General features: G+C 70.2%; 18 protein-coding genes and 1 rRNA gene. 9 read left to right on the plus strand and 10 right to left on the minus strand.

Annotation, left to right across the window (positions count from 1 at the left end; all coding sequences use genetic code 11):
* Positions 1-75: 75 nt before the first annotated feature.
* A 16S ribosomal RNA gene (locus tag OG736_RS08630) occupies positions 76-1,601 on the minus strand.
* Between the two features lie 572 nt (positions 1,602-2,173).
* On the opposite strand from OG736_RS08630, the gene OG736_RS08635 reads away from it, so the two are divergent.
* Positions 2,174-2,623 carry a PTS sugar transporter subunit IIA gene (locus OG736_RS08635; protein ID WP_314222122.1) on the plus strand — a complete coding sequence of 150 codons (450 nt, stop codon included), beginning with the start codon at positions 2,174-2,176 and terminating at the stop codon, positions 2,621-2,623.
* A gap of 77 nt (positions 2,624-2,700) precedes the next feature.
* The gene (gene ptsP / locus OG736_RS08640) at positions 2,701-4,371 is read left to right on the plus strand and encodes a phosphoenolpyruvate--protein phosphotransferase (RefSeq protein ID WP_327181920.1); all 1,671 of its coding nucleotides are present in this window, start codon (positions 2,701-2,703) and stop codon (positions 4,369-4,371) included.
* 96 nt (positions 4,372-4,467) lie between these two features.
* Here ptsP and OG736_RS08645 read toward each other — a convergent pair whose 3' ends face one another.
* Positions 4,468-5,361, minus strand: coding sequence for a DUF8829 domain-containing protein (locus OG736_RS08645; protein ID WP_327181921.1), 894 nt, complete (start codon positions 5,359-5,361; stop codon positions 4,468-4,470).
* A 254-nt stretch (positions 5,362-5,615) separates the two neighbouring features.
* Complete coding sequence (locus OG736_RS08650) at positions 5,616-7,592, minus strand: acetoacetate--CoA ligase (protein WP_327181922.1); 1,977 nt, start codon at positions 7,590-7,592, stop codon at positions 5,616-5,618.
* A gap of 214 nt (positions 7,593-7,806) precedes the next feature.
* Between OG736_RS08650 and OG736_RS08655 the strand changes: the two genes are divergently transcribed.
* Positions 7,807-10,173, plus strand: coding sequence for a glycoside hydrolase family 31 protein (locus tag OG736_RS08655; RefSeq protein WP_327181923.1), 2,367 nt, complete (start codon positions 7,807-7,809; stop codon positions 10,171-10,173).
* 2 nt (positions 10,174-10,175) lie between these two features.
* On the opposite strand, the gene OG736_RS08660 is transcribed toward OG736_RS08655, so the two are convergent.
* A complete protein-coding gene (locus OG736_RS08660) occupies positions 10,176-10,712 on the minus strand; it encodes an NUDIX domain-containing protein (protein ID WP_327181924.1) in 537 nt (178 codons plus the stop codon).
* A gap of 47 nt (positions 10,713-10,759) precedes the next feature.
* Positions 10,760-11,569, minus strand: a complete 810-nt coding sequence (locus OG736_RS08665; RefSeq protein ID WP_327181925.1) for a M15 family metallopeptidase — start codon at positions 11,567-11,569, stop codon at positions 10,760-10,762.
* Positions 11,570-11,666: 97 nt separating this feature from the next.
* On the opposite strand from OG736_RS08665, the gene OG736_RS08670 reads away from it, so the two are divergent.
* The 5 genes from OG736_RS08670 (at position 11,667) to glpK (ending at position 18,000) form a co-directional block, all read left to right on the plus strand.
* Positions 11,667-12,089 carry a Zn-ribbon domain-containing OB-fold protein gene (locus OG736_RS08670; protein ID WP_327187559.1) on the plus strand — a complete coding sequence of 141 codons (423 nt, stop codon included), beginning with the start codon at positions 11,667-11,669 and terminating at the stop codon, positions 12,087-12,089.
* Entirely contained in the window at positions 12,089-13,279 is a 1,191-nt protein-coding gene (locus OG736_RS08675) for a lipid-transfer protein (RefSeq protein WP_327181926.1), read from the plus strand. Before OG736_RS08670 ends, OG736_RS08675 begins: the two co-directional genes overlap by 1 nt.
* Positions 13,280-13,425: 146 nt before the next feature.
* Positions 13,426-15,087 carry an EAL domain-containing protein gene (locus tag OG736_RS08680; protein ID WP_327181927.1) on the plus strand — a complete coding sequence of 554 codons (1,662 nt, stop codon included), beginning with the start codon at positions 13,426-13,428 and terminating at the stop codon, positions 15,085-15,087.
* Positions 15,088-15,654: 567 nt separating this feature from the next.
* Positions 15,655-16,416: an MIP/aquaporin family protein gene (locus OG736_RS08685; protein ID WP_327181928.1), complete on the plus strand. Its 762-nt coding sequence runs from the start codon at positions 15,655-15,657 to the stop codon at positions 16,414-16,416.
* 63 nt (positions 16,417-16,479) lie between these two features.
* Positions 16,480-18,000 carry a glycerol kinase GlpK gene (gene glpK / locus OG736_RS08690; RefSeq protein WP_327181929.1) on the plus strand — a complete coding sequence of 507 codons (1,521 nt, stop codon included), beginning with the start codon at positions 16,480-16,482 and terminating at the stop codon, positions 17,998-18,000.
* An 81-nt stretch (positions 18,001-18,081) separates the two neighbouring features.
* Here glpK and OG736_RS08695 read toward each other — a convergent pair whose 3' ends face one another.
* From OG736_RS08695 to OG736_RS08715, 5 genes are read right to left on the minus strand one after another with little or no spacing between them, the layout of a single operon-like run.
* On the minus strand, positions 18,082-18,687 hold the full coding sequence (locus tag OG736_RS08695; protein WP_327181930.1) for a GTP-binding protein: 606 nt from the start codon (positions 18,685-18,687) through the stop codon (positions 18,082-18,084).
* A gap of 3 nt (positions 18,688-18,690) precedes the next feature.
* Complete coding sequence (locus OG736_RS08700) at positions 18,691-18,825, minus strand: hypothetical protein (protein ID WP_327181931.1); 135 nt, start codon at positions 18,823-18,825, stop codon at positions 18,691-18,693.
* A 24-nt stretch (positions 18,826-18,849) separates the two neighbouring features.
* Complete coding sequence (locus OG736_RS08705; protein WP_054239587.1) at positions 18,850-19,245, minus strand: DUF742 domain-containing protein; 396 nt, start codon at positions 19,243-19,245, stop codon at positions 18,850-18,852.
* Between the two features lie 9 nt (positions 19,246-19,254).
* On the minus strand, positions 19,255-19,689 hold the full coding sequence (locus OG736_RS08710) for a roadblock/LC7 domain-containing protein (protein ID WP_327181932.1): 435 nt from the start codon (positions 19,687-19,689) through the stop codon (positions 19,255-19,257).
* Complete coding sequence (locus OG736_RS08715; RefSeq protein WP_327187560.1) at positions 19,686-22,550, minus strand: sensor histidine kinase; 2,865 nt, start codon at positions 22,548-22,550, stop codon at positions 19,686-19,688. Before OG736_RS08715 ends, OG736_RS08710 begins: the two co-directional genes overlap by 4 nt.
* A gap of 420 nt (positions 22,551-22,970) precedes the next feature.
* Between OG736_RS08715 and OG736_RS08720 the strand changes: the two genes are divergently transcribed.
* Entirely contained in the window at positions 22,971-23,621 is a 651-nt protein-coding gene (locus OG736_RS08720) for a hypothetical protein (RefSeq protein WP_327181933.1), read from the plus strand.
* Positions 23,622-23,682 lie beyond the last annotated feature (61 nt).

Here is a 23,682-nt window from a genome sequence, read left to right on the forward strand (position 1 = left end):
CCAGCATCGGACGTACGCCGATGTACTGGCCTCTGAACCGGCCCCCGAAGGGACAGGCTTAGAAGTGCTCCTTAGAAAGGAGGTGATCCAGCCGCACCTTCCGGTACGGCTACCTTGTTACGACTTCGTCCCAATCGCCAGTCCCACCTTCGACAGCTCCCTCCCACAAGGGGTTGGGCCACCGGCTTCGGGTGTTACCGACTTTCGTGACGTGACGGGCGGTGTGTACAAGGCCCGGGAACGTATTCACCGCAGCAATGCTGATCTGCGATTACTAGCAACTCCGACTTCATGGGGTCGAGTTGCAGACCCCAATCCGAACTGAGACCGGCTTTTTGAGATTCGCTCCACCTCACGGTTTCGCAGCTCTTTGTACCGGCCATTGTAGCACGTGTGCAGCCCAAGACATAAGGGGCATGATGACTTGACGTCGTCCCCACCTTCCTCCGAGTTGACCCCGGCAGTCTCCTGTGAGTCCCCATCACCCCGAAGGGCATGCTGGCAACACAGAACAAGGGTTGCGCTCGTTGCGGGACTTAACCCAACATCTCACGACACGAGCTGACGACAGCCATGCACCACCTGTACACCGACCACAAGGGGGCGCCTGTCTCCAGACGTTTCCGGTGTATGTCAAGCCTTGGTAAGGTTCTTCGCGTTGCGTCGAATTAAGCCACATGCTCCGCTGCTTGTGCGGGCCCCCGTCAATTCCTTTGAGTTTTAGCCTTGCGGCCGTACTCCCCAGGCGGGGAACTTAATGCGTTAGCTGCGGCACCGACGACGTGGAATGTCGCCAACACCTAGTTCCCACCGTTTACGGCGTGGACTACCAGGGTATCTAATCCTGTTCGCTCCCCACGCTTTCGCTCCTCAGCGTCAGTAATGGCCCAGAGATCCGCCTTCGCCACCGGTGTTCCTCCTGATATCTGCGCATTTCACCGCTACACCAGGAATTCCGATCTCCCCTACCACACTCTAGTCTGCCCGTATCGAATGCAGACCCGGGGTTAAGCCCCGGGCTTTCACATCCGACGCGACAGACCGCCTACGAGCTCTTTACGCCCAATAATTCCGGACAACGCTTGCGCCCTACGTATTACCGCGGCTGCTGGCACGTAGTTAGCCGGCGCTTCTTCTGCAGGTACCGTCACTTTCGCTTCTTCCCTGCTGAAAGAGGTTTACAACCCGAAGGCCGTCATCCCTCACGCGGCGTCGCTGCATCAGGCTTTCGCCCATTGTGCAATATTCCCCACTGCTGCCTCCCGTAGGAGTCTGGGCCGTGTCTCAGTCCCAGTGTGGCCGGTCGCCCTCTCAGGCCGGCTACCCGTCGTCGCCTTGGTGAGCCATTACCTCACCAACAAGCTGATAGGCCGCGGGCTCATCCTTCACCGCCGGAGCTTTTAACCCCCACCCATGCGAGTGGAAGTATTATCCGGTATTAGACCCCGTTTCCAGGGCTTGTCCCAGAGTGAAGGGCAGATTGCCCACGTGTTACTCACCCGTTCGCCACTAATCCCCACCGAAGTGGTTCATCGTTCGACTTGCATGTGTTAAGCACGCCGCCAGCGTTCGTCCTGAGCCAGGATCAAACTCTCCGTGAATGTTTACCGGTAATCCGGTCGACACCACGAGAGCGGAACAGCCAGGCGGAATAAGCCCGGCCGTTCACAGCGTCCTCGCTGTGTTTTGTTTCAAAGGAACCTCATCCTCGGCTATCACTGCCGGGGACGGGGTATCAACATATCTGGCGTTGATTTTTGGCACGCTGTTGAGTTCTCAAGGAACGGACGCTTCCTTTGTACTCACCCGAGAGACTCTCTCAGGCTTTCCTCCGGGCGCTTCCCTTCGGTCTTGCGTTTCCGACTCTATCAGGGTTTTTCCGGCCTCTTGACCACCGTTCCGCAGACATGCGAAAGATGATCCAGAGATAGGATCTGACAAGTTGGGTGCTGCTCGGTAAGCGCGCTTGATCGCGTCACTCACCCTCAAGCAGGAGTACGACTGTACACGGGGCCGCGGAGACGCTGCAAATCGACTACGCTAGTGGTCTAGACCACGGATCGGGTGCTCTCGTGCGGAACCGGTACTTCATATGACATACCCTGCTGCACAGTGCGCCGACCTGGACAAGCAGTGACGGCCCATATACATCTCCACCCCTGGGAGGCTTCCCATGACCACCGTGACGTCCCCTCTAGCAGGACGCGCCATCGGGCTGGCGGCCGTGCCGGACCCGGTCTTCTCCGGGGCCATGGTCGGCCCGGGCACGGCGATCGACCCGGTGCGTGAGCCTTCCGAGGCCGTCGCACCCGTGGACGGAGTCATCGTCTCCCTCCACCCGCACGCCTTCGTCGTGGTCGACTCCGAGGGACATGGGGTACTCACCCATCTCGGGATCGACACCGTGCAGCTCAACGGCGAGGGCTTCGAGCTCCTGGTGAACAAGGGCGACACCGTGACGCGCGGGCAGAGCATCGTGCGGTGGAACCCGGCCGCGGTCGAGGAGGCCGGCAAGTCCCCGGTGTGCCCGGTCGTCGCGCTGGAGGCCACGGCCGACTCGCTCGGCGAACTCCGTGAAGACGGCGATGTCAAAGCCGGCGACGCTCTCTTTTCCTGGCAGTAGTACCGACGCCGTCATACCGACGGCACAGGACAACCACCGCGGCGGCGGGACCCGCCGCACTATCGGAGACGGGTGAGATGGAGACAACGCTGCGAGGCGTCGGCGTGAGTCACGGTGTGGCGATCGGCGAGGTTCGGCACATGGGAACGGCGGTGCTCGAACCGCCTGCCAAGCAGATCCCGGCGGAAGAGGCGGAGCGCGAACAGGGGCGCGCCCGCAAGGCCGTGGAGGCTGTGGCAGCCGATCTGATGGCGCGCGGCAATCTGGCGGGGGGCGAAGCCCAGGCGGTGCTCGAGGCGCAGGCCATGATGGCCCAGGATCCCGAGCTGATGGTCGATGTCGACCGGCGTATCGCAGTCGGCAGCACGGCCGAGCGTGCCGTGTACGACGCGTTCGCCGCCTACCGTGAGTTGCTGGCGGGAGCCGGCGAGTACCTCGCCGGTCGTGTGGCCGACCTCGACGATGTGCGGAATCGTATCGTCGCCCGTCTGCTGGGCGTCCCGATGCCCGGTGTCCCCGACAGTGACGAGCCCTATGTGCTGGTGGCCCGGGACCTGGCGCCGGCCGACACCGCGCTGCTGGACCCGACTCTCGTGCTCGGCTTCGTCACCGAGGAGGGCGGGCCGACGAGTCACAGCGCCATCCTGGCGCGGGCGCTCGGTGTGCCGGCCGTGGTGGCGCTGCCGGGTGCCGGTGAGCTCGCCGAGGGAACGGTGATCGCCGTGGACGGCAGCACCGGCGACGTCTTCGTGAACCCCAGCGACGAGAAGAAGGCCCGGCTCGAGGCCGCTGCCGCCGAGCGCAAGGCTGCGCTGGCGTCCTCGACCGGCCCGGGCGCCACCGCCGACGGCCACAAGGTGCCGCTGCTGGCGAACGTCGGAGGCCCTGCCGACGTGCCGGCTGCCGTGGAGGCCGGTGCGGAGGGTGTGGGGCTCTTCCGTACCGAGTTCCTCTTCCTCGACGACAGCAAGAGCGCGCCGTCCGAGGAGAAGCAGGTCGAGGCCTACCGACAGGTGCTCGAGGCGTTCCCCGAGGGACGAGTCGTCGTGCGGGTGCTGGATGCGGGCGCCGACAAGCCGCTGGACTTCCTCACTCCGGCCGACGAGCCCAATCCGGCTCTGGGCGTGCGCGGGCTTCGGACCCTGCTGGACCACCCCGATGTCCTGCGGACCCAGCTGACGGCGTTGGCGAAGGCCGCCGAGGGGCTGCCTGTCTACCTCGAGGTCATGGCGCCGATGGTGGCGGACCGTGCAGACGCGAAGGCGTTCGCGGACGCCTGTCGTGAGGCGGGGCTGCGGGCGAAGTTCGGCGCGATGGTGGAGATCCCGTCGGCCGCTCTGCGGGCTCGTTCGATCCTGCAGGAGGTGGAGTTCCTTTCGCTGGGTACGAACGACCTCGCGCAGTACACCTTCGCTGCCGACCGGCAGGTGGGTGCGGTGTCCCGGCTGCAGGACCCGTGGCAGCCCGCACTGCTGGACCTGGTGGCTCTTTCCGCCGAGGCGGCACGGGCCGAGGGCAAGAGCTGCGGTGTGTGTGGCGAGGCCGCGGCCGATCCGCTGCTCGCGTGTGTGCTGACGGGTCTGGGAGTCACCTCTCTTTCCATGGGGGCGGCCTCGATTCCCTACGTCCGGACCGCGCTGGCGAAGTACACGCTGGCGCAGTGTGAGCGTGCCGCGGCTGCCGCGCGTGCGGCGGACAGCGCCGAGGAAGCGCGGAGCGCGGCGCAGGCCGTGCTCTCCGGCGAGTAGTCGGTTCCGGCCGGCGATCGGCCGGTGAGCAGGGGCGCTCCGCCTTCGGGTGGAGCGCCCCTGCTGTGTGTGAGCGTCCTGGTCTTCCGCTTGCGGTCAGTGGCTGTGGCCCGGTGTCTTCCCCTCCGGGCCGAGCTCCGGCGGGAAGCAGTAGTCCACGTTGGACTCGGGTGAGATGAGGTCGCCGGACTCCACGTCGGTGCAGTAGGCATCGAAGACCTCGCCGGCGGTCAGGGGTTCGAGGCCTTCGCCCCGCAGCCGCCAGCCGTAGATCCGGTCCGAGGTGTCGTGGGCGGTGGTGCGCATGACCAGGCCGCCAGGACTCTGGGTGGCGAGGCCCAGGGCGAGGACGGTGGTGAACTCGAGCGCTTCGGCCTCGTCGAGTCGGGTGGCGCCCTCGGCCGCCTCGTCCGCGTGCAGGACGGCGACCAGGGTCTCGGGTGTGCCGGTCACGCTGCACACGAGGTGTCGGTTGCCGGGTGGCGCCGTGTCGAGGATGCGGGCGACGAGGTCCGATGCGCGGGTGAAGGCGGCGCGGCCGATGTCCTCGCCGCAGGTGGCGCAGGCGCCGAGGCGGGCGAGCAGGGTGGCCGCGTACTCCCAGGTCGCCTGGCGTACGGCTTCGTCGACGAGGGCGGGCAGGAGATCGGCGAGGGGCTGACCCTCGTAGGGGATGGTGGGGCCCGTGGTCGCGAGTTCGGCCGTGAAGCGGGTGCGGTTGGCGGGGATGTCGGGGTCGAGTCCCCTTCCGGTGCAGTACTCGGCGTATTCCTGGGGGTCGAAGAGGGCCACTGTGGTGTGGGTGCCCTGCATGGCGCGTGTCTTCAGAAGGTCTTCGACCTGTTGGAGGTAGACGACGTGATCGTCGAACGTGAAGGTGCGGTAGCGACGCATGGCACGGAAGTCGTGTTCGTCGGTGAGCAGGCCGATGGTGCCGGCGATCTCACGGCGCAGGACGCGTCGCATGGTCCGGTGGTCGGTGTGTGCCATGTTTCCCCCTGTGTGCACAGTCGATCAATGCTCACTCAAAGTAATCGACGGCACTGACAACGGGCCCTTCCAGATCGGGTCAGGGGTCCGGAGCTACAGAAAACTGCAGGTCGCGGGCATATCAGGAGCGCAGGTGAGGCAGCTGTGCGGCCCGATGGCGATCACGATGGTGACGGTGAGTGTGCCGGGGGCGCCCGGAGTCGGTCGGCCTCGGACTCGTGGTGGTGCAAGGTGAGTCCGAGGCCTTTGGCGGCTCAGGCCCGCTTGCGGGCGAGCTCCTCGTAGAAGTGCAGGAGGTCGAGGTTGTCGATGGAGCCCGGGTTGACCGCCTTTTCCAGCGGAGTGCCCTGGAGGAGGCGTTTGACCGGGACCTCGATCCGTTTGCCGGTGAGGGTGTGCGGGACTCCGGGTACCTCGATGACCTCGTCGGGGACGTGGCGCGGCGAGAGCTGTTCGCGGATGGCCTGCTTGATGCGGCCGAGGAGTGCCTCGTCGAGTGCGGCTCCCGGGGCCAGGTGCACGAAGAGGGGCATCCAGTAGCCGCCGTCGGGCTGCTCGATCCCGATGACCAGGGATTCCTTGATCTCGGGGAGCCGTTCGACGACCTCGTAGATGTCGGCGGAGCCCATCCGTACGCCCTGGCGGTTGAGCGTGGAGTCGGAGCGGCCGTGGATGACGACCGAACCGCGTGAGGTGACGGTGATCCAGTCGCCGTGGCGCCACACGCCTGGGTAGGTGTCGAAGTAGCTGTCGTGGTAGCGACTGCCGTCGGGGTCGTTCCAGAACCGGACCGGCATGGACGGCATGGGGTTGGTGACGACGAGTTCGCCCACCTCGTCGACCACGGGGTGGCCGTCCGGATCCCAGGACTGCAGGTCGGTGCCGAGTCCCGGTGCCTGGAGTTCGCCGGTGTGGACCGGGAGCGTCGGGACGGCCCCGGCGAAACAGGAGCACACGTCCGTGCCGCCGCTGACGGAGGCGATCCACAGGTCGGCCCCGCTCGCTGCGAACTCGTCGTGCAGCCAGCGGAAGCCGTCGGGCGGGAGCGGGGATCCCGTGGTGGCGACGCACTGGATCTTGGAGAGGTCGAAGTCCCGGGCCGGGTGCACGTCCGCCTTGCGGCAGGCCATGACGTACGCGGCGGAGGTGCCGTAGAGGGTGGCGCCGGTGCGTTCGGCGATCCGCCACTGGGCGCCGGTGTCGGGATAGCCGGGACTGCCGTCGTAGAGGACGATCGTCGTGCCGGTCAGGAGGCCGGAGACGAGGAAGTTCCACATCATCCAGCCGGTCGAGGTGTACCAGAAGAAGCGGTCCTCGGGACCCAGGTCGCAGTGCAGGCCGAGCTGCTTGAGGTGCTCGATCAGGATGCCGCCCTGCGACTGGACGATGGCCTTGGGCAGGCCGGTCGTACCGGAGGAGTAGAGCACCCATAGGGGGTGGTCGAAGGGAACCGGTGCAAAGACGGGTGCCTCGTCCGCGGCCGTCAGGGCCGACCATTCCAGGGCTCCCCGGGGCGGCTCCGTGCCCAGCAGGGGGATGTGGACGACAGCGCGCAGGGTGGGCAGTTCGGCGCGGAGTTCGGCGACGACGTCACGGCGGTCGTGCTCCTTGCCGCCGTAGCGGTAGCCGTCGACCGTGAAGAGGACGACGGGTTCGACCTGCTGGAAGCGGTCGAGGACGCTGCGGGCGCCGAAGTCGGGGGCGCAGGAGGTCCAGACACCGCCCACGGCGGCCGTCGCGAGGAAGGCCACGACGGCCTGCGGGATGTTCGGGAGGTAGCCGCTGACCCGGTCGCCGGGGCGGACGCCGAGGGCACGCAGTTCAGCGGCCAGCGAACCGACCTGGCGGCGCAGCTCGGACCAGGTCACCGGGATCGGTTCATGGGTCTCGTCGACGTACAGCAGGGCCGGTTCGGCCGGGCGGGTGGCGGCGGCGCGCAGCGCGTGCTCGGCGTAGTTCAGCGTCGCACCGGGGAACCACTGGGCGCCGGGCATGGAGCGGTCGCCCAGCACGCGCGCGTAGGGCGTGGAGAACCGTACGTCGAACCATTCCGTGACGGCTTTCCAGAACGTCTCCAGCTCGTCCACGGACCAGCGGTGCAGTGCCGGATATCCGCCTTCGGACGGGGCTCCGTGCTGGTCGGCCGCCCAGGCCTGGAACTTCGTGACCTGGGCCTGCGCGATGCGCTGCGGGTCGGGCCGCCAGAGCGGCTCGGGGTTCACGGTCGACATGGGGCGGCTCCCGGGCTGTGCGCGTCGTGTGCGTCGCCCGCGCACGAGCTGGGGTAGTGCGCGTGACGCGGCTGACACGGACGATGCCATGTGATCGACTTCTGCACCAGGGTGGGCTCCCCACAGTCCGTCTCGTGAAGATGTGGCCTCACCACGGGTGAACGGCAGTTGAACGACCCGCGCGCGTGACGCGGTCAGTGACAGGGTGAACAGCATGGACGGTCGTGACCTGGTGCGTTCGATGAAGGCGGTCGGTTCCGCGGGAGCTGCCCAGGGTCTGCGCACGGTGCGGGCCGCCTGGCGCAGGAACCGTGCCGACGCCGCCGGGTTGCCGGTGCGGGGTCCCGAGCGGGCGCGGGTGCCGGGTGCGGTGCAGGAGGTGGAGCCGGGGCCCGGTGGCGGGACGCTCCGGTTCAGTCGCTCAGAGCTGAGGATCCGCGTCGCCGTGAGCGGCGCGGTGTTCTGGGGTTGGGACGGTGCCGAGCCCGAGCCGTCGTACGCGCTGGCCGGCCGCTGTCCGGAGCCGGATCCCCGGGCGGTTCTGGAGCCCGACAAGGACGGCGGGTGGCGCGTGATCGCCGAACGGGTGACGGTCGTGGTCTCGCGGCACGGTGCCATCGACGTGTGCACGCCCGGAGGCGTGGTGCTGCGGCGGGAGCTGCCGCCCCGGTGGTGGGAACCGGAGGAGGGTGGCCCGGCGCGCTGGATGCAGCGTGCGGAGGTGGCGGCGGACGCGCGCTTCTTCGGTCTCGGGGGGCGGACGTCCGGGCCGCGGCTGCGCGACGGGACGTACCGGCTGTGGAACACGGATCCGGGGCGCGCGTACGGGCGTGGGGACGATCCGCTCCCTCTCACGATGCCGGTGCAGCTGGTGGTGGCCGACGCGGGCACTCATCTGGTGTTCCACGACACCTCCTGGGACGGCACGGTCACGCTGCGGGAGGGCAAGGAGGGGGCGGGCTCGGGGCACGACCGGTCCGGGGCGTGCGAGGTGCGGATGGAGGGGGGTCCGTTGCGCTGCTGGGTGGTGGTGGGCACCCCCGCGCGCGTGCTGCTCGCCTGGGTCGCGCTCACCGGGGCGCCCGCGCTGCCGCCCGCGTGGGCGCTGGGTCATCAGCTCGCGGGCCGGGGCCTCGGGAGCGAGGAGGAGGTGCGCCGGACCGTGGCGGGCCTTCAGGAGCACGGTCTGCCGCTCGATGCCGTCCACCTCGGCATCGACCACTACGACGAGCACCGGGTGTTCACCGTCGACCAGGAGCGCTTCCCGAAGCTGGCGGTGCTCTCCGAGGAACTGCGTCGGGACGGGATACGTCTGGTGTCGGCCGTCGGCCCGGCGGTCAAGGCCACGCCGGGCAACGCCGTGTACGACGGCGGGGTGGCCGAGGACGCGTTCGTGCGGGGCGCGTCGGGCCGGCTCGTCAAGGCGATGGCGTCGCCCGGGGAGGCCGTTTTCCCGGACTTCACGCACGCGCGCGTGCGGCAGTGGTGGGGAGGTCTCTACGCGGAGCGCATCGCGCAGGGCTTCGCCGGCTTCTGGCACGACATGAACGAACCGACGGTGTTCGCCGCTTTCGGGGAGTCGACGTTGCCCCGGTCGGCCCGGCACGCCCTGGAGGGACGCGGGGGTGACCATCGCGAAGCCCACAACGTGTACGGCCTGTGCATGGCCTCGGCGGCCTACGAGGGGGTGCGGGACCTGGTTCCGGACCAGCGTCCCTTCGTCTTCTCACGGTCCGGCTGGGCGGGTGTGCAACGCTACGGCGGCACCTGGTCCGGGGGCGCCGCCGCGGACTGGCAGGGGTTGCGGGCGTCACTGTCGCTGGTGCTGGGGCTCGGGCTGTGCGGCGTGCCGTATGCGGGCCCGGACACGGGCGGTTTCGACGGTGGTCCGTCGCCCGAGCTGTATCTGCGTCGGCTCCAGCTGGGCGCGTACCTGCCGCTGTTCCGCACGCACACGAGCGTGCGGGCGGGGCAGCGGGAGCCGTGGGGGTTCGGTCCCGAGGTGTTGGAGCACGCGCGTGTGGCGCTCGTCGAGCGTCGGCGGCTGCTGCCGTACTTCGTGACGCTGGCGCATCTGGCCCGGCGTACCGGAGCCCCCTATGTCCGTCCGGTGTGGTGGGGGGCGCCCGGCAACCGGGCGTTGCGGGACTGCGAGGACGCCTTCCTGCTGGGTGACTGCCTCCTGGTGGCGCCGGTGCTCGGCCCCGGCGGCGACCGGCGAGCGGTGCAGTTGCCGCGGGGACGCTGGTACGACACGGCGACGGGGCGGGCGTACCAGGGGCCGGGGCAGGTGCTCGTGGATGCCCCGCTGTCGCGTGTCCCGGTGCTCGCGCGCGCGGGTGCCGTCATACCGGTGCGCGGAGACGACGGCCGGCTGGAGTTGGAGGTGTGGGCGCCGGTGCGGGGGCGGACGGGTGGCGGTGTCGTCGTGCGGGACGCGGGCGACGGCTGGGAGGAGCCGGAGGTCGAACGGTTCGTCGCCCGCTGGGAGGGGCCGCGGGTCGTCGTCGAGCGGGAGGGTGAGGACGGCGTGCGTGTGCCGTCCCACCCGGTGCGGGTACGCGGGCTCGACGAGCGCTGAGCTCAGATGTAGCGGCCCTCGAAGAACCCCCGCACGGCGAGTGTGTGCAGGGGGAAGGCGAGTTCCTCCTGCCCGCGCAGAAGATGCCAGCCCTCGGTCTCGTCCGTGGGGGCGGTCGCCGGGAGACGGTCTGCGGGACGCTCCGGCAGCAGCCCGAAGAGCAGGAGGTGGCCGTCGGGAGAGCTCATGGCGTCGGCCAGCCGCACGTCACGGGGCGCTGCGTCGATGCCGGTCTCTTCCATGAGTTCGCGTACGACGGCCTGGCGCCAGTCCTCGCGGTCGTCGATGTAGCCGCCGGGCAGTGCGATGCCCCCGCGCGCGGGGGCGATGGTTCGGGTGATGACGACCAGGGCGGTGCCCTTCGTGTCGTACACGGGCTGGAGCGCGACTGCGACCGGCAGCGGGTTGCGGTAGGCCACGGTGGCGCAGACCGGACAGGTGCGGGGCCAGCCGGTGGCGCCCTCCCCGTAGGGCGCTCCGCAACTCGAACAGTGGGAGTCGCGCGCGGAGTTCGAAGTGGAGTGCAGATTTTCGGACACGCGGCGGAGCGTATCCGATCTTGGGGAGGGCGTCGTACGGAGGCGGCTCAATACCTCTGGGCGAGCGACCTGGCGGTCACGGGGAAGTCGAAGTAGGTGTCGGGGTAGGGCTCGGGCTTGAAGGTGTAGTGCCACCACTCCTCGGCGAGGTTCACGAAGCCGAGGCCTTCCAGAGTGCTCTTCAGGAGCGTCCGGTTGGCGCGCTGCTGCCCCTGGATGCGCGGGTCCAGCGTGTGGGCCAGGGTGTCGAAGCAGTCGAAGCCGGTGCCCATGTCGACCGAGTTGTCGGGGAAGCGCTGCTGCTGTGGCGCGTAGCACGGCACGAGGGGTTCACCGGGCACGTAGGGCCTGGTCGGGGCGGCGGGGAGTTTCACGATGGTCAGGTCCATGGTCGAACCGCGGCTGTGCCCGGACTTCGCGGCGATGTAGCCGTCATCGAACAGACGGGACTTGTCGACGTTCGGGTAGAACTCGCCTTTCAGCCTCTCGTCGTTCAGGTTCTCGGCCCAGCGGACGAAGTGGTTCACGGCGCGCTGGGGGCGGTAGCAGTCGTAGACCTTGAGTGTGTAGCCCTGCCTCAGCAGTTTCCTCTGGGCCTTGTGCAGGGCCTCGGCGGCCGGCCGGGTGAGGATGCAGATCGGCTGCCGGTATCCGTCGATGCGTTCCCCGACGAAGTTGTGCGGGGTGAAGTAGCGCATCTCCTGAAGGATCGTCGGGTCCACGGTTCTCAGGGCGACGAAGTCCGCGGGGGCCACGGGGTCGGCGTCGGCCCGCGCGGTGGTGGAGGCGGCGGTCACGGTCAGCAGGGCGACGAGCACGGCGACGACACCGCGTACTGCGCCGGAGAGTCGTGTCATGTCTCCTGCCCTGCCCATTTCCCCACGCCCGTGACACACTTCTGACGTTCCGTCAGACATGCTGTCGGGAGGGGCCATGTCACGCACACGCACACCCGTGGTCACGGGCTGGTTCGTCGGGGACGGGGACGACTTCAGGCTGCTCGGCACGCGCTGCCCGGCATGCCGGTCGGTCTTCTTCCCGCGCGAGGACACGCACTGCCGCAACCCGGGCTGCGGGGGCGGCGATCTGACGGAGGTCCCGCTGTCGCGGCGGGGGCGCGTCTGGTCGTACACGGACAGCCGGTACCGTCCTCCGTCACCCTATGTGACCGATCCGGAACTTCCTTGGGAGCCGTACGCGTTGATCGCTGTGGAGCTGGAGTCCGAGCGGATCGTGGTACTGGGACAGGCTGTTCCCGGGGTCACCGTCGCCGATCTGACGGTGGGCATGGAGATGGAGGTCGTCCCTGGCGTGCTCGACGAGGACGCGGAGACTACCTGGACGACCTGGCGATGGCGGCCGACGGGGGTGGCGTGATGACGGCAGAGGTGGCGGTGCTCGGCGCCGGGATGCATCCGTGGGGCAAGTGGGGGCGCGGCTTCGTCGAGTACGGCGTGAAGGCGGCGCGCGCGGCCCTGGCGGACGCCGGTGTGGACTGGCGGGACGTCGGTTCGATCGTGGGCGCGGACACGGTGCGTGGCGGCTATCCGGGATATGTGGCCGGGGCGACCTTCGCCAAGGCCCTGGGGTGGCAGGGCGCCCGCGTCGCGAGCGTCTATGCGGCCTGCGCGTCGGGGGCTCAGGCGATCAACACGGCCCGGGCCCAGATCCTCGCGGGCCTGGCGGACGTGGTGCTCGTGGTGGGGGCCGACGCCGCCCCCAAGGGCTTCTTCCGGCCTGCGGGCGGGGACCGGCTGGACGACCCCGACTGGCTGCGGTTCCGGCTGCTCGGCGCGACCAACCCGACGTACTTCGGGCTGTACGCGCGCAGGCGCATGGCCGTGCACGGGGACACGCCGGAGGACTTCGCGCAGGTCAAGGTGAAGAACGCCGCCATGGGCGCGCTGAACCCGAACGCGCGCTACCGCAAGCGGGTGACGGCGGAGGAGGTCGCCGCATCCGCGGTGGTCGCCGATCCGCTGCGACTGCTGGACATCTGCGCGACGTCGGACGGCGGGGCCGCGCTGGTGCTGTCCAGCATGGAGTTCGCCCGCCGCCACGGGGCGGCCGAGCCGGTGCGCATCAGGGCGGTGTCCACCGTGACGCCCCGGTACCCCAACACGGTCCTGGATCTGCCGGACATCGCGACCGATTCCGCGGTGGGGGCGGAGCCGGGCGGGGAGGCCTTCCGGGCCTCGATCGCCCGCGCCGCCTACGAAGAGGCCGCTGTCGGGCCCGAGGACCTGTCCCTCGCCGAGGTCTACGACCTGTCCACCGCACTGGAGTTGCAGTGGTACGAGGATCTGGGGCTGTGCGGCGAGGGCGAGGCCGCCAAGTTGCTGCGGGAGGGCGTGACGGCGCCGGGCGGCCGTATACCGGTGAACCCGAGCGGTGGACTCGCCTCCTTCGGCGAGGCGGTGCCCGCGCAGGCGATCGCCCAGGTCTGTGAGGTCACCTGGCAGTTGCGGGGACAGGCCGGCGATCGCCAGATCCCGGACGCGCGCGTGGCCATCACGGCGAACCAGGGGCTGTTCGGACATGGTTCGGCGGTGGTCGCGGTGCGGTGAGGAAGACCGTGCGGTGAGAAGGACACGACGTCTCCGTGTCACCTGCCCCGCCCGACCCCTCTCACCCTCCGTGTTCACCTCGGAATCCTGTGTGAACGTCTCATGAACTGCGCCTGGGCGCACGCCCGCAGCGCAATCATGCTGCCGTGCACTCCTGGACGGACACTCTCCGCTTCGCCTTCCAGCCCGTGGTCAACCTGACCACGGGAGGGGTCGCGGGGCTGGAGATACTCGCCCGCCCGGAGGCCGGCGACATCCTGGCGCAGGCTCGCCGGGATCCCGAACTCGACGGCCGGCTGGCCGTGTTGGCGTTTCGTGCGGCGGCCCGCAAGGAGACCTTGCTGCCCCTTCATGTGAACGTGTTCGCCGGCACTCTGGCCGATCTCGGTGGGCTCACCGCGTTGCACAACGCCGTGCGCGAGGCGGGGCGGTTGCCCTGGGAGGTCACGCTCGATGTCGTCCCGCCCTACACACACGTCCCGCAGCCCGCGCTTCTGGAGGCCCTGGCGGCACTCCGGGACCGGGGGTTCCGCATCAGCGCGGACGGGGTCGGGGACGGGGACGCACCGCTGCGGCTGCTCGTCGACATCGCGCCGGACCTGGTCAAGCTCGACGCCTCGCTCCTGGCACGGCCCGCGGCGGTCAGGGCCATGCGGACACTGTGCGACGAGTTGGGGGCACTGCTGGTCGTCGAGGGCGTGGAGACCGAGCTCCAGTGCGCGGCCGCGATGTCGGCCGGGGCGCAGCTGGCCCAGGGCATGCTCTTCGCGCCGCCGAGCCGGTTGCCGGCCGCCGACGTGTACGTTCCGCCGCTCGGTCCCGCCGTCCTGCCGGCGCTCCGGTCGGGGCCGTCGGTACGGGAGTTCGTCCGGCCGGCCGCGCTGCTGCCCGCGACCGCCTCCGCCGGTCAGGTACGCGCGCTGCTGACCGGATCGCCGGACGTGTCCGGGGTGCTGCTCGTGGACCGCACGGGGGTCCCCGTCCGCTCGGTGCACCGGTCGCGCTTCCTGCTGTCGATGTCCGGGCGCTACGGCCATGCCCTGTACGCGGACCGTCCCGCGGCCAAGCTCGGTGACCCGCCGCGGACGGTGGGCGTCGACGCGACGGCGTGGGAGGTGCTGGACGTGGTCGCGGTCGGCGACCGGGACCGCACCTCCGACGACGTCGCCGTCGTCGACCGCAGCGGGCGCTGCGTGGGTGTCGTCCGACTCGCGGACCTCGTACGGGCGTTGGCCGAGAGCCGGGTCGAGGAGGCGGCCGGCCTGAATCCGCTGACGCGGCTGCCCGGTTCGGACGCGATCACCGGGGAGGTGGACCGGAGGATCGCCGAGGGGCGCGTGTTCGCGCTGAGCTGGCTGGACATCGACCACTTCAAACAGGTCAACGACGGGGCCGGGTTCGCGGCGGGTGACGAGCTCATCCGGTCGGTGGGGCGGGCCCTGCAGCTGACGGCGTCGGGGAACGCGCGCGTGGGCCACATCGGCGGAGACGACTTCCTGGTGCTGGCCGATCCGGAGGGCCTGGAGCCGCTGGTCTCGACCGTGCTGGACGTGCCGTGGTCGGCGGGTGGGAGCCCCGTGACGCTGTCGCTGGCCACGGTTCTGTGCCGGCCGGGCAGCGTGACCGATCACCGCCAGGCGGCGGCGTGTCTGGCGCCCTTGAAGAAGGCTGCGAAGTCGTTGCGAGGGGCGAGCTGGGTGGTCGGGCACGCGGGGCTGGCCGGATACCAGATCCGGCGCGGGTCGCGGCCGATGGCTCCTGCGGGGACGGGGGCGGCCGGGGCGGAGCCGGCGGGCGGGCTGACCTGACGTCGGCGACCGCACGGGCGGCCGAACCGGGGGCGGCCGTCACGAGACAACGACCCGCCGGGGGCTCTGCGACTTCCGTCCGTGCGCCCTCCCGGAGTCCGGATCGGGGTACGGGGCAGGGTGTCGGGGTCTGGGCCGGGGTCGGGGTACGGGGCCGGGGTCCGGGCCGGATCGGTCGGGATCGGCGCAGAGGGACGGCCTCAGGTGGACGGGAGGGGCGCTCCGGGGCGCCGGGCCGATGATCGGCGCCCCGCACGTCGGGGGCGTGGGCCGTCTCCCGCGTCTCCAACCGTTGCCGTCGGCCTCCTTGACGCTCCCTGGGTGCCGGTGAACACTTCCCGGTGTCAGCCGACATCGCCGTACATTCTCGGCGTATCCAGGCACGCGCCACGCGGGCTCCCGATGCAAGGCCCACTCCCCCGGGGGCGATTCGGCTACGACGGCACGCTCGTCACGGACGCCGGGCGGGGCGCGGGTTCTCCCTGCCTCGGCTTCGGCAGCCACGGGAACCGCACCCTGTACGGAGCACCGGGGTCGATCCGCCCCGGGCCGGGCCCAGGAGCCGCCATGAGCAACGCAGACATATTCGTCGGCGAGGTCATCGGTACCGCGATCCTCATCCTGTTCGGCGCGGGAGTGTGCGCCGCCGTCACGCTCAGGCACTCCAAGGCTCGGGCCTCGGGGTGGATCGTGATCGCCTTCGGCTGGGGGTTCGGCGTGCTGGCGGGCGCCTACACCGCCGCGCCGCTGTCGGGCGGGCATCTCAATCCGGCCGTGACCCTCGGCATCGCCGTCGACACGGGCGAGTGGGGCAAGGTGTGGGTGTATCTGCTCGGGCAGATGGCCGGTGCGATGCTCGGCGCCCTCCTCGCGTACCTGGTGTACCTCGCGCAGTTCCAGGCCAACGTACGGAGCGAAGGCGCCTCTGAGGGCCCCCACGAGGGCGCGGCCGAGGAGCCGACGCCGACCCTGGGCATCTTCTCCACCATCCCCGAGATCCGGAATCCGGTCGCCAACCTGATCACCGAGATCATCGCGACGATCGCCCTGGTCCTGCCGGTCCTCGCCTTCGGGCTGACCGAGGGTCTGGGCGAGTCCGGAATCACGGTGCTGATCGTCTCCCTGCTCGTCGTCGGCATCGGACTCTCCCTCGGCGGGCCCACCGGCTATGCCATCAACCCGGCACGTGACCTCGGGCCCCGCATCGCCCACACCTTCCTGCCCATCCCGAACAAGGGCACCTCGGACTGGGGTTACGCCTGGATCCCGGTCGTCGGCCCGCTGGTCGGCGGAGCGCTCGCGGGTCTCCTGTACAACGCGGCCTTCTGAAGCGCCGTCCGATCGCCGCCGCAGTCATCCACGCAGCCTTCTGAACCAGCCCAAGGGGTAGCCATGACGGACAACGCCGAGAAGTACGTCGCCGCAATCGACCAGGGCACCACCTCCAGCCGCTGCATCGTCTTCGACCGGAACGGCGCGATCGTCGCCGTCGACCAGCGCGAGCACCGTCAGATCTTCCCCAAGCCCGGCTGGGTGGAGCACGACGCCACCGAGATCTGGTCCAAGGTGCAGGCCGTGGTCGCCGGGGCGATCGCCAAGGCCGGCTTGCGCGCCGACCAGATCAGCGCCCTCGGGATCACCAACCAGCGCGAGACGACCGTGCTGTGGGACCGCGCCACCGGCAAGCCGGTGCACAACGCGATCGTGTGGCAGGACACCCGCACCGCGGGACTCTGCGGCCGGCTGGGGGGATCCGACGGACAGGACCGTTTCCGCGAGCAGACCGGGCTGCCGTTGGCCAGCTACTTCTCGGGGCCCAAGGCGGCCTGGCTGCTCGACAACGTGCCGGGCCTCAGGGCACGCGCCGAGCGCGGTGAGATCGCCTTCGGCACGATCGACTCCTGGCTGATCTGGAACCTCACCGGCGGCGTCGACGGCGGTCGGCACGTCACCGACGTCACCAACGCCGGGCGCACCATGCTGATGAACCTGGAGACCCTCCAGTGGGACGCCTCCATCCTGTCCGCGATGGACGTGCCCGAGGCCGTGCTGCCGGAGATCCGGTCCTCCGCCGAGGTGTACGGCACGGCCGTGGGCCAACTCGGCGGCGTGCCGGTCGCCTCGGCGCTGGGCGACCAGCAGGCGGCGGTGTTCGGCCAGGCCTGCTACGAGGTGGGCACGGCCAAGAACACGTACGGGACGGGCAGTTTCCTGCTGCTCAACACCGGCAACCGGCCGGTGCCTTCGAAGAACGGGCTGTTGACGACGATGGGCTACAAGATCGGCAGTGAGGCGCCGGTCTACTGCCTGGAGGGCTCGATCGCCATCACGGGTGCGCTCGTGCAGTGGTTCCGGGACCAGCTCGGCATCATCCGTACGGCGGACGAGATCGAGAGCCTGGCGGCGAGCGTCGACGACAACGGCGGCGCCTACATCGTCCCCGCCTTCTCGGGGCTGTTCGCGCCGTACTGGCGCTCCGACGCGCGTGGTGTCGTCACCGGCCTCACCCGCTACGTCACGAAGGGGCATCTCGCGCGTGCGGTGCTCGAGGCGACGAGCTGGCAGACGCGCGAGGTCGTGGACGCCATGTTCCAGGACTCCGGGGTACAGATCACGACCCTGAAGGTGGACGGGGGCATGACCAGGAACAACCTGCTCATGCAGCATCAGGCGGACGTACTGGGCGTGCCCGTGATCCGGCCCCGGGTCTCCGAGACGACCTGTCTGGGCGCGGCCTACGCCGCGGGGCTCGCCGTCGGTGTGTGGAACGACCTCGACGAGCTCAAGGCGCACTGGCAGAAGGACGCCGAGTGGACTCCGGCGATGGACGCGTCGGTACGGGACCGCGAGTACCACAACTGGCGCAAGGCCGTGGAGAAGAGCTTCGGCTGGCTGGAGGACGGCGAAGGCTAGTACGCGCGCGTACGTCCCCGTGAGCCACGGCCCGTACCCCTGTCGGCGGGGGTACGGGCCGTGCCACCGCGCGCGGGGGTCTCAGGTGGTGATCGCCTGGCGGCGTTCGGCCCCGAAGTCCATCGCGTGCTGCACGACGCCGACCAGGACGTCCCTCACCGATATCCGGTCGCGGGCGTCGCACAGCACCACGGGTATGCCGTCGTCGAGGTCCAGAGCGCCGCGGACGTCCTCCTCCGGGTAACGGGCGGCGCCCTCGAAGCAGTTGACGGCGATGAGGAAGGGTATGGAGCGCCGTTCGAAGTAGTCGACCGCGGCGAAGCAGTCCTCGAGCCGGCGGGTGTCGGCGAGCACGACGGCGCCGAGCGCGCCCTCGGAGAGCTCGTCCCACATGAACCAGAACCGCTCCTGACCGGGCGTCCCGAAGAGGTAGAGCACCAGGTCCTCGCGCAGGGTGATGCGCCCGAAGTCCATGGCGACGGTGGTGGTGTGTTTGGCCTCCACGCCGGTCGTGTCGTCGACCGGGCGGCCCGCCTCGGTGAGGTACTCCTCGGTACGCAGCGGCTTGATCTCGCTGACGGCCCCGACGAGGGTGGTCTTGCCCACGCCGAAGCCGCCGGCCACCAGGATCTTGAGCGTGACGGGTTCGACCGGGGGCTTGCCGCGCTCAGAACGCCCGAAGATCATCGATCACTTCTCCTGCTGGATGCTTGACTGGGGGTTCTCCGACAGCGGTCCGTGCGTCGGCAGCCGGACGTCCGGACGGCGCGCGACCCTGTCGGTGAGGGCGCCGTCCCGGTCCACCGGGAACCGCCGAACGGTCACGCCCTCACCTCGCTTCCGCGCCGCTCACAGCGCTCGGAGGCCGTTGATCACGTCGCGCAGAATACTCTCGTCCGGCAGTTCGGCAGGAGGTACCGGCCGGTTCACGTGGACGAACTCCGCGTCCACGAGATCGCCGACGAGGACCCGTACCACCCCGATGGGCAGATTGAGTTCGGCGGCGAGTTCGGCGACCGACTGCGGTGCTTCGCGGCACAGGTCCACGATGTCCACGTGTTCCGGGGACAGCGACGGATCCGTGTCCGCTTCCTCGGCGTGCGGCTCGGCGACGACCAGCGCGATCAGGTCGAGACGGTGCTGGACCGCACTGGAGGTACGGCCGCGCGTCATGGCGTACGGACGGACGACCGGTCCGGCCTCGTCGTCGAACCAGTGACTGCTTCCCTGACCGTCTGTGCTCATGCCGTCCCACTACCCGCCCGAGGGCAGATCGGTGCGTGGGGTGGTGGCCAGATGTACGCCGACCCGCTTGACGAGGAGCGTCATCTCGTACGCCACGAGCCCCACGTCCGAGTCGGCGTCCGAGAGGACGGCGAGGCAGCTGCCGTCGCCCGCGGCCGTGACGAACAGGAAGGCGTCGTCGAGTTCGACGACGGTCTGGCGGACGCTGCCGGCCTCGAAGTGACGGCCGACGCCCTTGGCGAGGCTGTGGAATCCGGAGGCCACGGCGGCCAGATGCTCGCCGTCCTCCCGGGTCAGGTCCTTGGACACCCCCGTCGGCAGACCGTCGCCGGAGAGGACGACGGCCTTGCGGATGCTGGCGACGCGGTCGACGAGTTCGTCGAGGAGCCAGTTCAGCTCGCCGTTGTCGGTGGTGCTGTGGCCGGTCGCCTTCGGTGCGGTCATCGACCGTCCCCCTTTGTCGTTCGTTGTGGTGCCGCGCCGCTGTGGGCGTCGTCGCCCGCGGCGTTCTCTACGCGGCCGCGCTGCCAGCCGCGCTGGAGCGAGGCCATCCGGCTGCGTACCTCGTCGGCGTCCCGGTCCGCGGGGTCGGCTCGGTCCTCGGTGCGCGGGGCCGGACCCTGCCGCAGTTGCGGGGCCAGGTTCGCCTGCCGTACGCGCCGGGGCAGCGCACCCGCGCCGGACCCGCCGCCGTCCGTCCCGCCGGACGCGGTGTCGCCCGTCCGGGCGGACGTGGTGTCCGCGCGGTCGGGCGTGCCGCCGGGGACGCCGGGTCGGGCGCCGGCCTGTCGCGTGCGCTGGGGAAGGGCGGGAGGCTGCGTCGGCTCCTGTGCGCCGCGGCCGGGACGTTCCTGCAGCGCGGGGCGCTCGGTGGTGCCACCGCTGCGGGGAATCTGTGCGGTCATGCCGCGGCGGCGCGAGGGCAGCGGTGCCGGGCCGTCGTCCTCCACCCGGCGGGGGCCGGGCCTGGCCGGGGGCTCCGGGTCCGTCTCGGCACGCCGGGACCGCTGTTCCGGGACCGGGCGACCGTGCGAGCTGACCAGCTTGGGCATGCGGCGACCGGCCGGATCGTCGGCGAGGGCCCCATGGGGTTCGCCGGGGCTGTCGGGCAGCCTGTGGTGCTGGTCGGCGGTGTCCGCCGCCGGCTCGTCCTCGGCGCGGGTGAGGGAGCGCCGCGGGCGGAACAGGCCACCGCCGTCGTCGTCCTCGTCCAGGGTGGCCGGGAAGTCGTCGAGGGCGTCCAGGCCGACGGGGGCCTCCAGTTCGACCGGGCCGTCGAGCATCGAGGCCGGCACTCCGGGACGCTGCGCCGAGGCCGGGGAGAGGGCGGTCCTGCGGGGCTCCGCGGAGTCGGCCTCCTTCGGGGGCCGGGGCCGGTCGAGACGGAAGCCGATGCCGTTGGTGTCGGGGACGTCGTCGGTCAGCAGGGCGTCGGGGATGAAGACGATGGCCGTCGTCCCCCCGTACGGCGACGGCTGCAAGGAGACGCGGACGTTCTGCCGCTGGGCGAGCCGGCTGACCACGAACAGCCCGAGGCGGTCGGTGTCGGACAGCTCGAATTCCGGTGTCTCGGCGAGCCGGAGGTTGGCCTCCAGGAGAGCCTCGGGCGCCATGCCCAGGCCGCGGTCGTGGATCTCGAGGGTGAAGCCGTTGGCGACCCGGTCGCCGAACACCTGGACCGCGGTGTGCGGCGGGGAGAACACCGTGGCGTTCTCCAGGAGTTCGGCCACCAGGTGGGTGAGGTCGGCGACGGCCGGGCCGGTGACGGCGAGGCGCGGCAGCCTGCGGACCTCGATGCGTTCGTAGTCCTCGACCTCGGCGACCGCGGCGCGCACGATGTCCATGAGCTGCACGGGCCTGCGCCACTGCCGGGAAGGGGCGGCGCCCGAGAGGATCACCAGGCCCTCGGCGTGCCGGCGCATGCGGGTGGTGAGGTGGTCGAGGCGGAAGAGGTCGGCGAGTTCCTCGGTGTCCTCGGTGCGGCGCTCCATGGTGTCGAGCAAGGTCAGCTGCTTGTGCAGCAGGACCTGGCTGCGGCGGGCGAGGTTGACGAAGACCTCGGAGACCCCGGACCGCAGTTCGGCCTGTTTGACGGCGGCCTCGACCGCGGCGCGCTGGAGGGTGTTGAGGGCCTGGCCGACCTCGCCCATCTCGTTCTTGTCGTACTCCAGCCGCGGTACCTCGGTCTCCACGTCGACCTGTTCGCCCGCGGACAGGCGGCGCATCACACTGGGCAGCCGCACGCCGGACGCCTCGTGGGCCTCCAGCCGGAGCTGGCGCAAATCGCGTATGAGGCCACGGCCGATACGGACGGACAGGACCAGGGAGACCAGCAGGGCGACCAGCCCGAAGACACCGGCGACGACCGCCTTGACGATGACCTCCATCGCGACCGGGCGGACCCGGTCCTGGTAGCGGTCGTTGGCCTGCTCGTCCAGGGTGCCGAGTTCGAGGAGGACGTTTCCGGCCGCGGTGTCCCAGCTCTTGGCGCTGACGCCCCGGGGCATGCCGCCGGGTGTGGTGCCGACGACGGCCTGTTCGACGGTGCGCAGCGGGGCCGTGGTGGCGTTCTTCCAGAAGGTCTCGTAGCGCTCGCGCTCCGCGGTGGGCAGCTGGGCGAGGCCGACTTCGTAGACCACCTCCCGCTGGGCCTCGAGGTCGGAGACGTCGCGGATCTCCTCGCGGCTGAGCCGGCCCACGACCAGGGCGGAGCCGAGCAGGGCGTCCTCCTGGGAGAGCAGTTCACGGGCTCGGGCGACGCTGACGAGCGCTCGGTACTGCTTGTCCATCTCCACGCTGTCGACGACGTCCAGCTTGGCCAGCAGGGCGTAACAGGGGTCGATCAGCTGGGTGTAGAGGGCGAGGGCCTGCGGTCGGGTGACGGTGCCTTCCTCGACGCTTCGGCGCAGCGAGTCGACGCCGTCGAAGGCGTCGAGCACCGCGGTCAGGCCCTCCCCGTCGTCCTGGTCCAGGACGTCACGCACGTCGGGGTCCTGGGCGTTCCCGCGGATCTCGGCGAGTGCCTTGTCGGTGGCGGTCCGGGTGCGGCGCAGCGCGGACAGCGCGTCGGAGGCACGGGGGTCGGCGAGGTAGACGAGGGCCTGGCGGCGTTCCTGCTGGACGACTCGGACGGTGTCCTCGATCGGATAGCCGACCTTCTCGACGAGGGACGACACCGTGAACAGGCGGCTCGCCTCGCGTCCCGTGAGTACCGTGGCGAAGCCCCAGACGGCGGTCAGGGACACCAGCGGCACGAGAAGCAGCGCCACGATCTTCCGGCGGATCGACTTCCCGCGAAAGCGCATGGCCTCCCCCAGCTCGAACCCCCTCCGGCAGGGGGTACGCATGTGCGTCAACAAACGGCGCGAGCCTACTACCGACGCACAGTGAACTCGAAGAGCTGTCCGGAAGCTGAACTTCCGCCCCGAGGGCGAGACATGGCGTGTTGTCCGGTAATTACGGGAGATTGTCTCCCCGATTCCGCTCCTGCGGACCCGGCCGGATCCGGTCGGCCGTGCACACGAGTTGGCCAGAATTTTTCGCAACTCGGGAATCTTCAGGGCACGTCGTTCGTCCTACTCATTGGGAATTGGGGGCGGAATCGGCCACACGAGCCGTTTGCCGCACCTGGGCGGCGTAAAACAGCGCAAGCCGGGCAGCCACTGGGGAGCCGGGTCTTCGACTCGGAGGCGAGCGGTCTGCTGGCGGTGGGGAGTGACACAGTGATGGGCACGGCGGAGCGGCGTGAGGCGCCCGAGGAGAGCGCGGCGGCGGGCAGTACGGCGTTGCGGGATCCCGAGGAGTCGGATCGCGACATTCCGGCGAACGGGCACGTGACAGCGGAGCGGAGCGAGAGCACGACGGACCGGCGCGGGTCGACGGGCCGTGGCACCCCCGCGGGAGCCGGGGACACGGCGCAGAAGGTCCGGCGCACGGGCGGGGGCGACACCCGCGGTACGTCCACCACGGCACAGGCGCGGGCGGTCTACCGCCCGTTGTGGGTGGAGGAGCCCGCACGGCGGCGTCGGATGCCCGACCCGGTGCGTACGGCGGCGGTGCGCGCGGTGCTGGTCATCGCCGTGACGCTGATACAGGCGATGGTCGCCTTCCTGTGCACCCTGGCGGGATCCTGGCTGGCGTTCCCGATGGTGATCAGCAGTGTGGTCAGCACGGTGCTGGCCACCTGGGGCGCGCTGGACGTCTGGGTGACCCGGCAGGTGTGGAACCAGCGCAACGGCGTGGTGTCGACGCCGAGCAGCACCGCGCGTTCACTGCGACGTGAGCGCCGCCGGCTGCGTCGGCAGGCTCAGGCCACCGAGCGCGCGCAGGAACGGATACGCAGGCAGGGCGGCGCCGGGCAGCTGTCCCACTCCTGAGGCGGTCGGCGCGGCACGACCAGGGGAGCCGGGACAGGTTTCCCCGGTCGGGCCGCGTCCG

The organism is Streptomyces sp. NBC_01334, from assembly GCF_035983595.1.
GTDB classification, from domain to species: Bacteria; Actinomycetota; Actinomycetes; order Streptomycetales; family Streptomycetaceae; genus Streptomyces; species Streptomyces coriariae.

Coding starts and splice junctions, on each gene's coding strand:
- OG736_RS08655 (WP_327181923.1), top strand. CDS start 7,807: ATGGACGGTCGTGACCTGGTGCGTTCGATGAAGGCGGTCGGTTCCGCG.
- OG736_RS08720 (WP_327181933.1), top strand. CDS start 22,971: ATGGGCACGGCGGAGCGGCGTGAGGCGCCCGAGGAGAGCGCGGCGGCG.
- glpK (WP_327181929.1), top strand. CDS start 16,480: ATGACGGACAACGCCGAGAAGTACGTCGCCGCAATCGACCAGGGCACC.
- OG736_RS08665 (WP_327181925.1), bottom strand. CDS start 11,569: ATGACACGACTCTCCGGCGCAGTACGCGGTGTCGTCGCCGTGCTCGTC.
- ptsP (WP_327181920.1), top strand. CDS start 2,701: ATGGAGACAACGCTGCGAGGCGTCGGCGTGAGTCACGGTGTGGCGATC.
- OG736_RS08710 (WP_327181932.1), bottom strand. CDS start 19,689: ATGACCGCACCGAAGGCGACCGGCCACAGCACCACCGACAACGGCGAG.
- OG736_RS08695 (WP_327181930.1), bottom strand. CDS start 18,687: ATGATCTTCGGGCGTTCTGAGCGCGGCAAGCCCCCGGTCGAACCCGTC.
- OG736_RS08675 (WP_327181926.1), top strand. CDS start 12,089: ATGACGGCAGAGGTGGCGGTGCTCGGCGCCGGGATGCATCCGTGGGGC.
- OG736_RS08715 (WP_327187560.1), bottom strand. CDS start 22,550: ATGCGCTTTCGCGGGAAGTCGATCCGCCGGAAGATCGTGGCGCTGCTT.
- OG736_RS08650 (WP_327181922.1), bottom strand. CDS start 7,592: ATGTCGACCGTGAACCCCGAGCCGCTCTGGCGGCCCGACCCGCAGCGC.
- OG736_RS08635 (WP_314222122.1), top strand. CDS start 2,174: ATGACCACCGTGACGTCCCCTCTAGCAGGACGCGCCATCGGGCTGGCG.
- OG736_RS08645 (WP_327181921.1), bottom strand. CDS start 5,361: ATGGCACACACCGACCACCGGACCATGCGACGCGTCCTGCGCCGTGAG.
- OG736_RS08705 (WP_054239587.1), bottom strand. CDS start 19,245: ATGAGCACAGACGGTCAGGGAAGCAGTCACTGGTTCGACGACGAGGCC.
- OG736_RS08685 (WP_327181928.1), top strand. CDS start 15,655: ATGAGCAACGCAGACATATTCGTCGGCGAGGTCATCGGTACCGCGATC.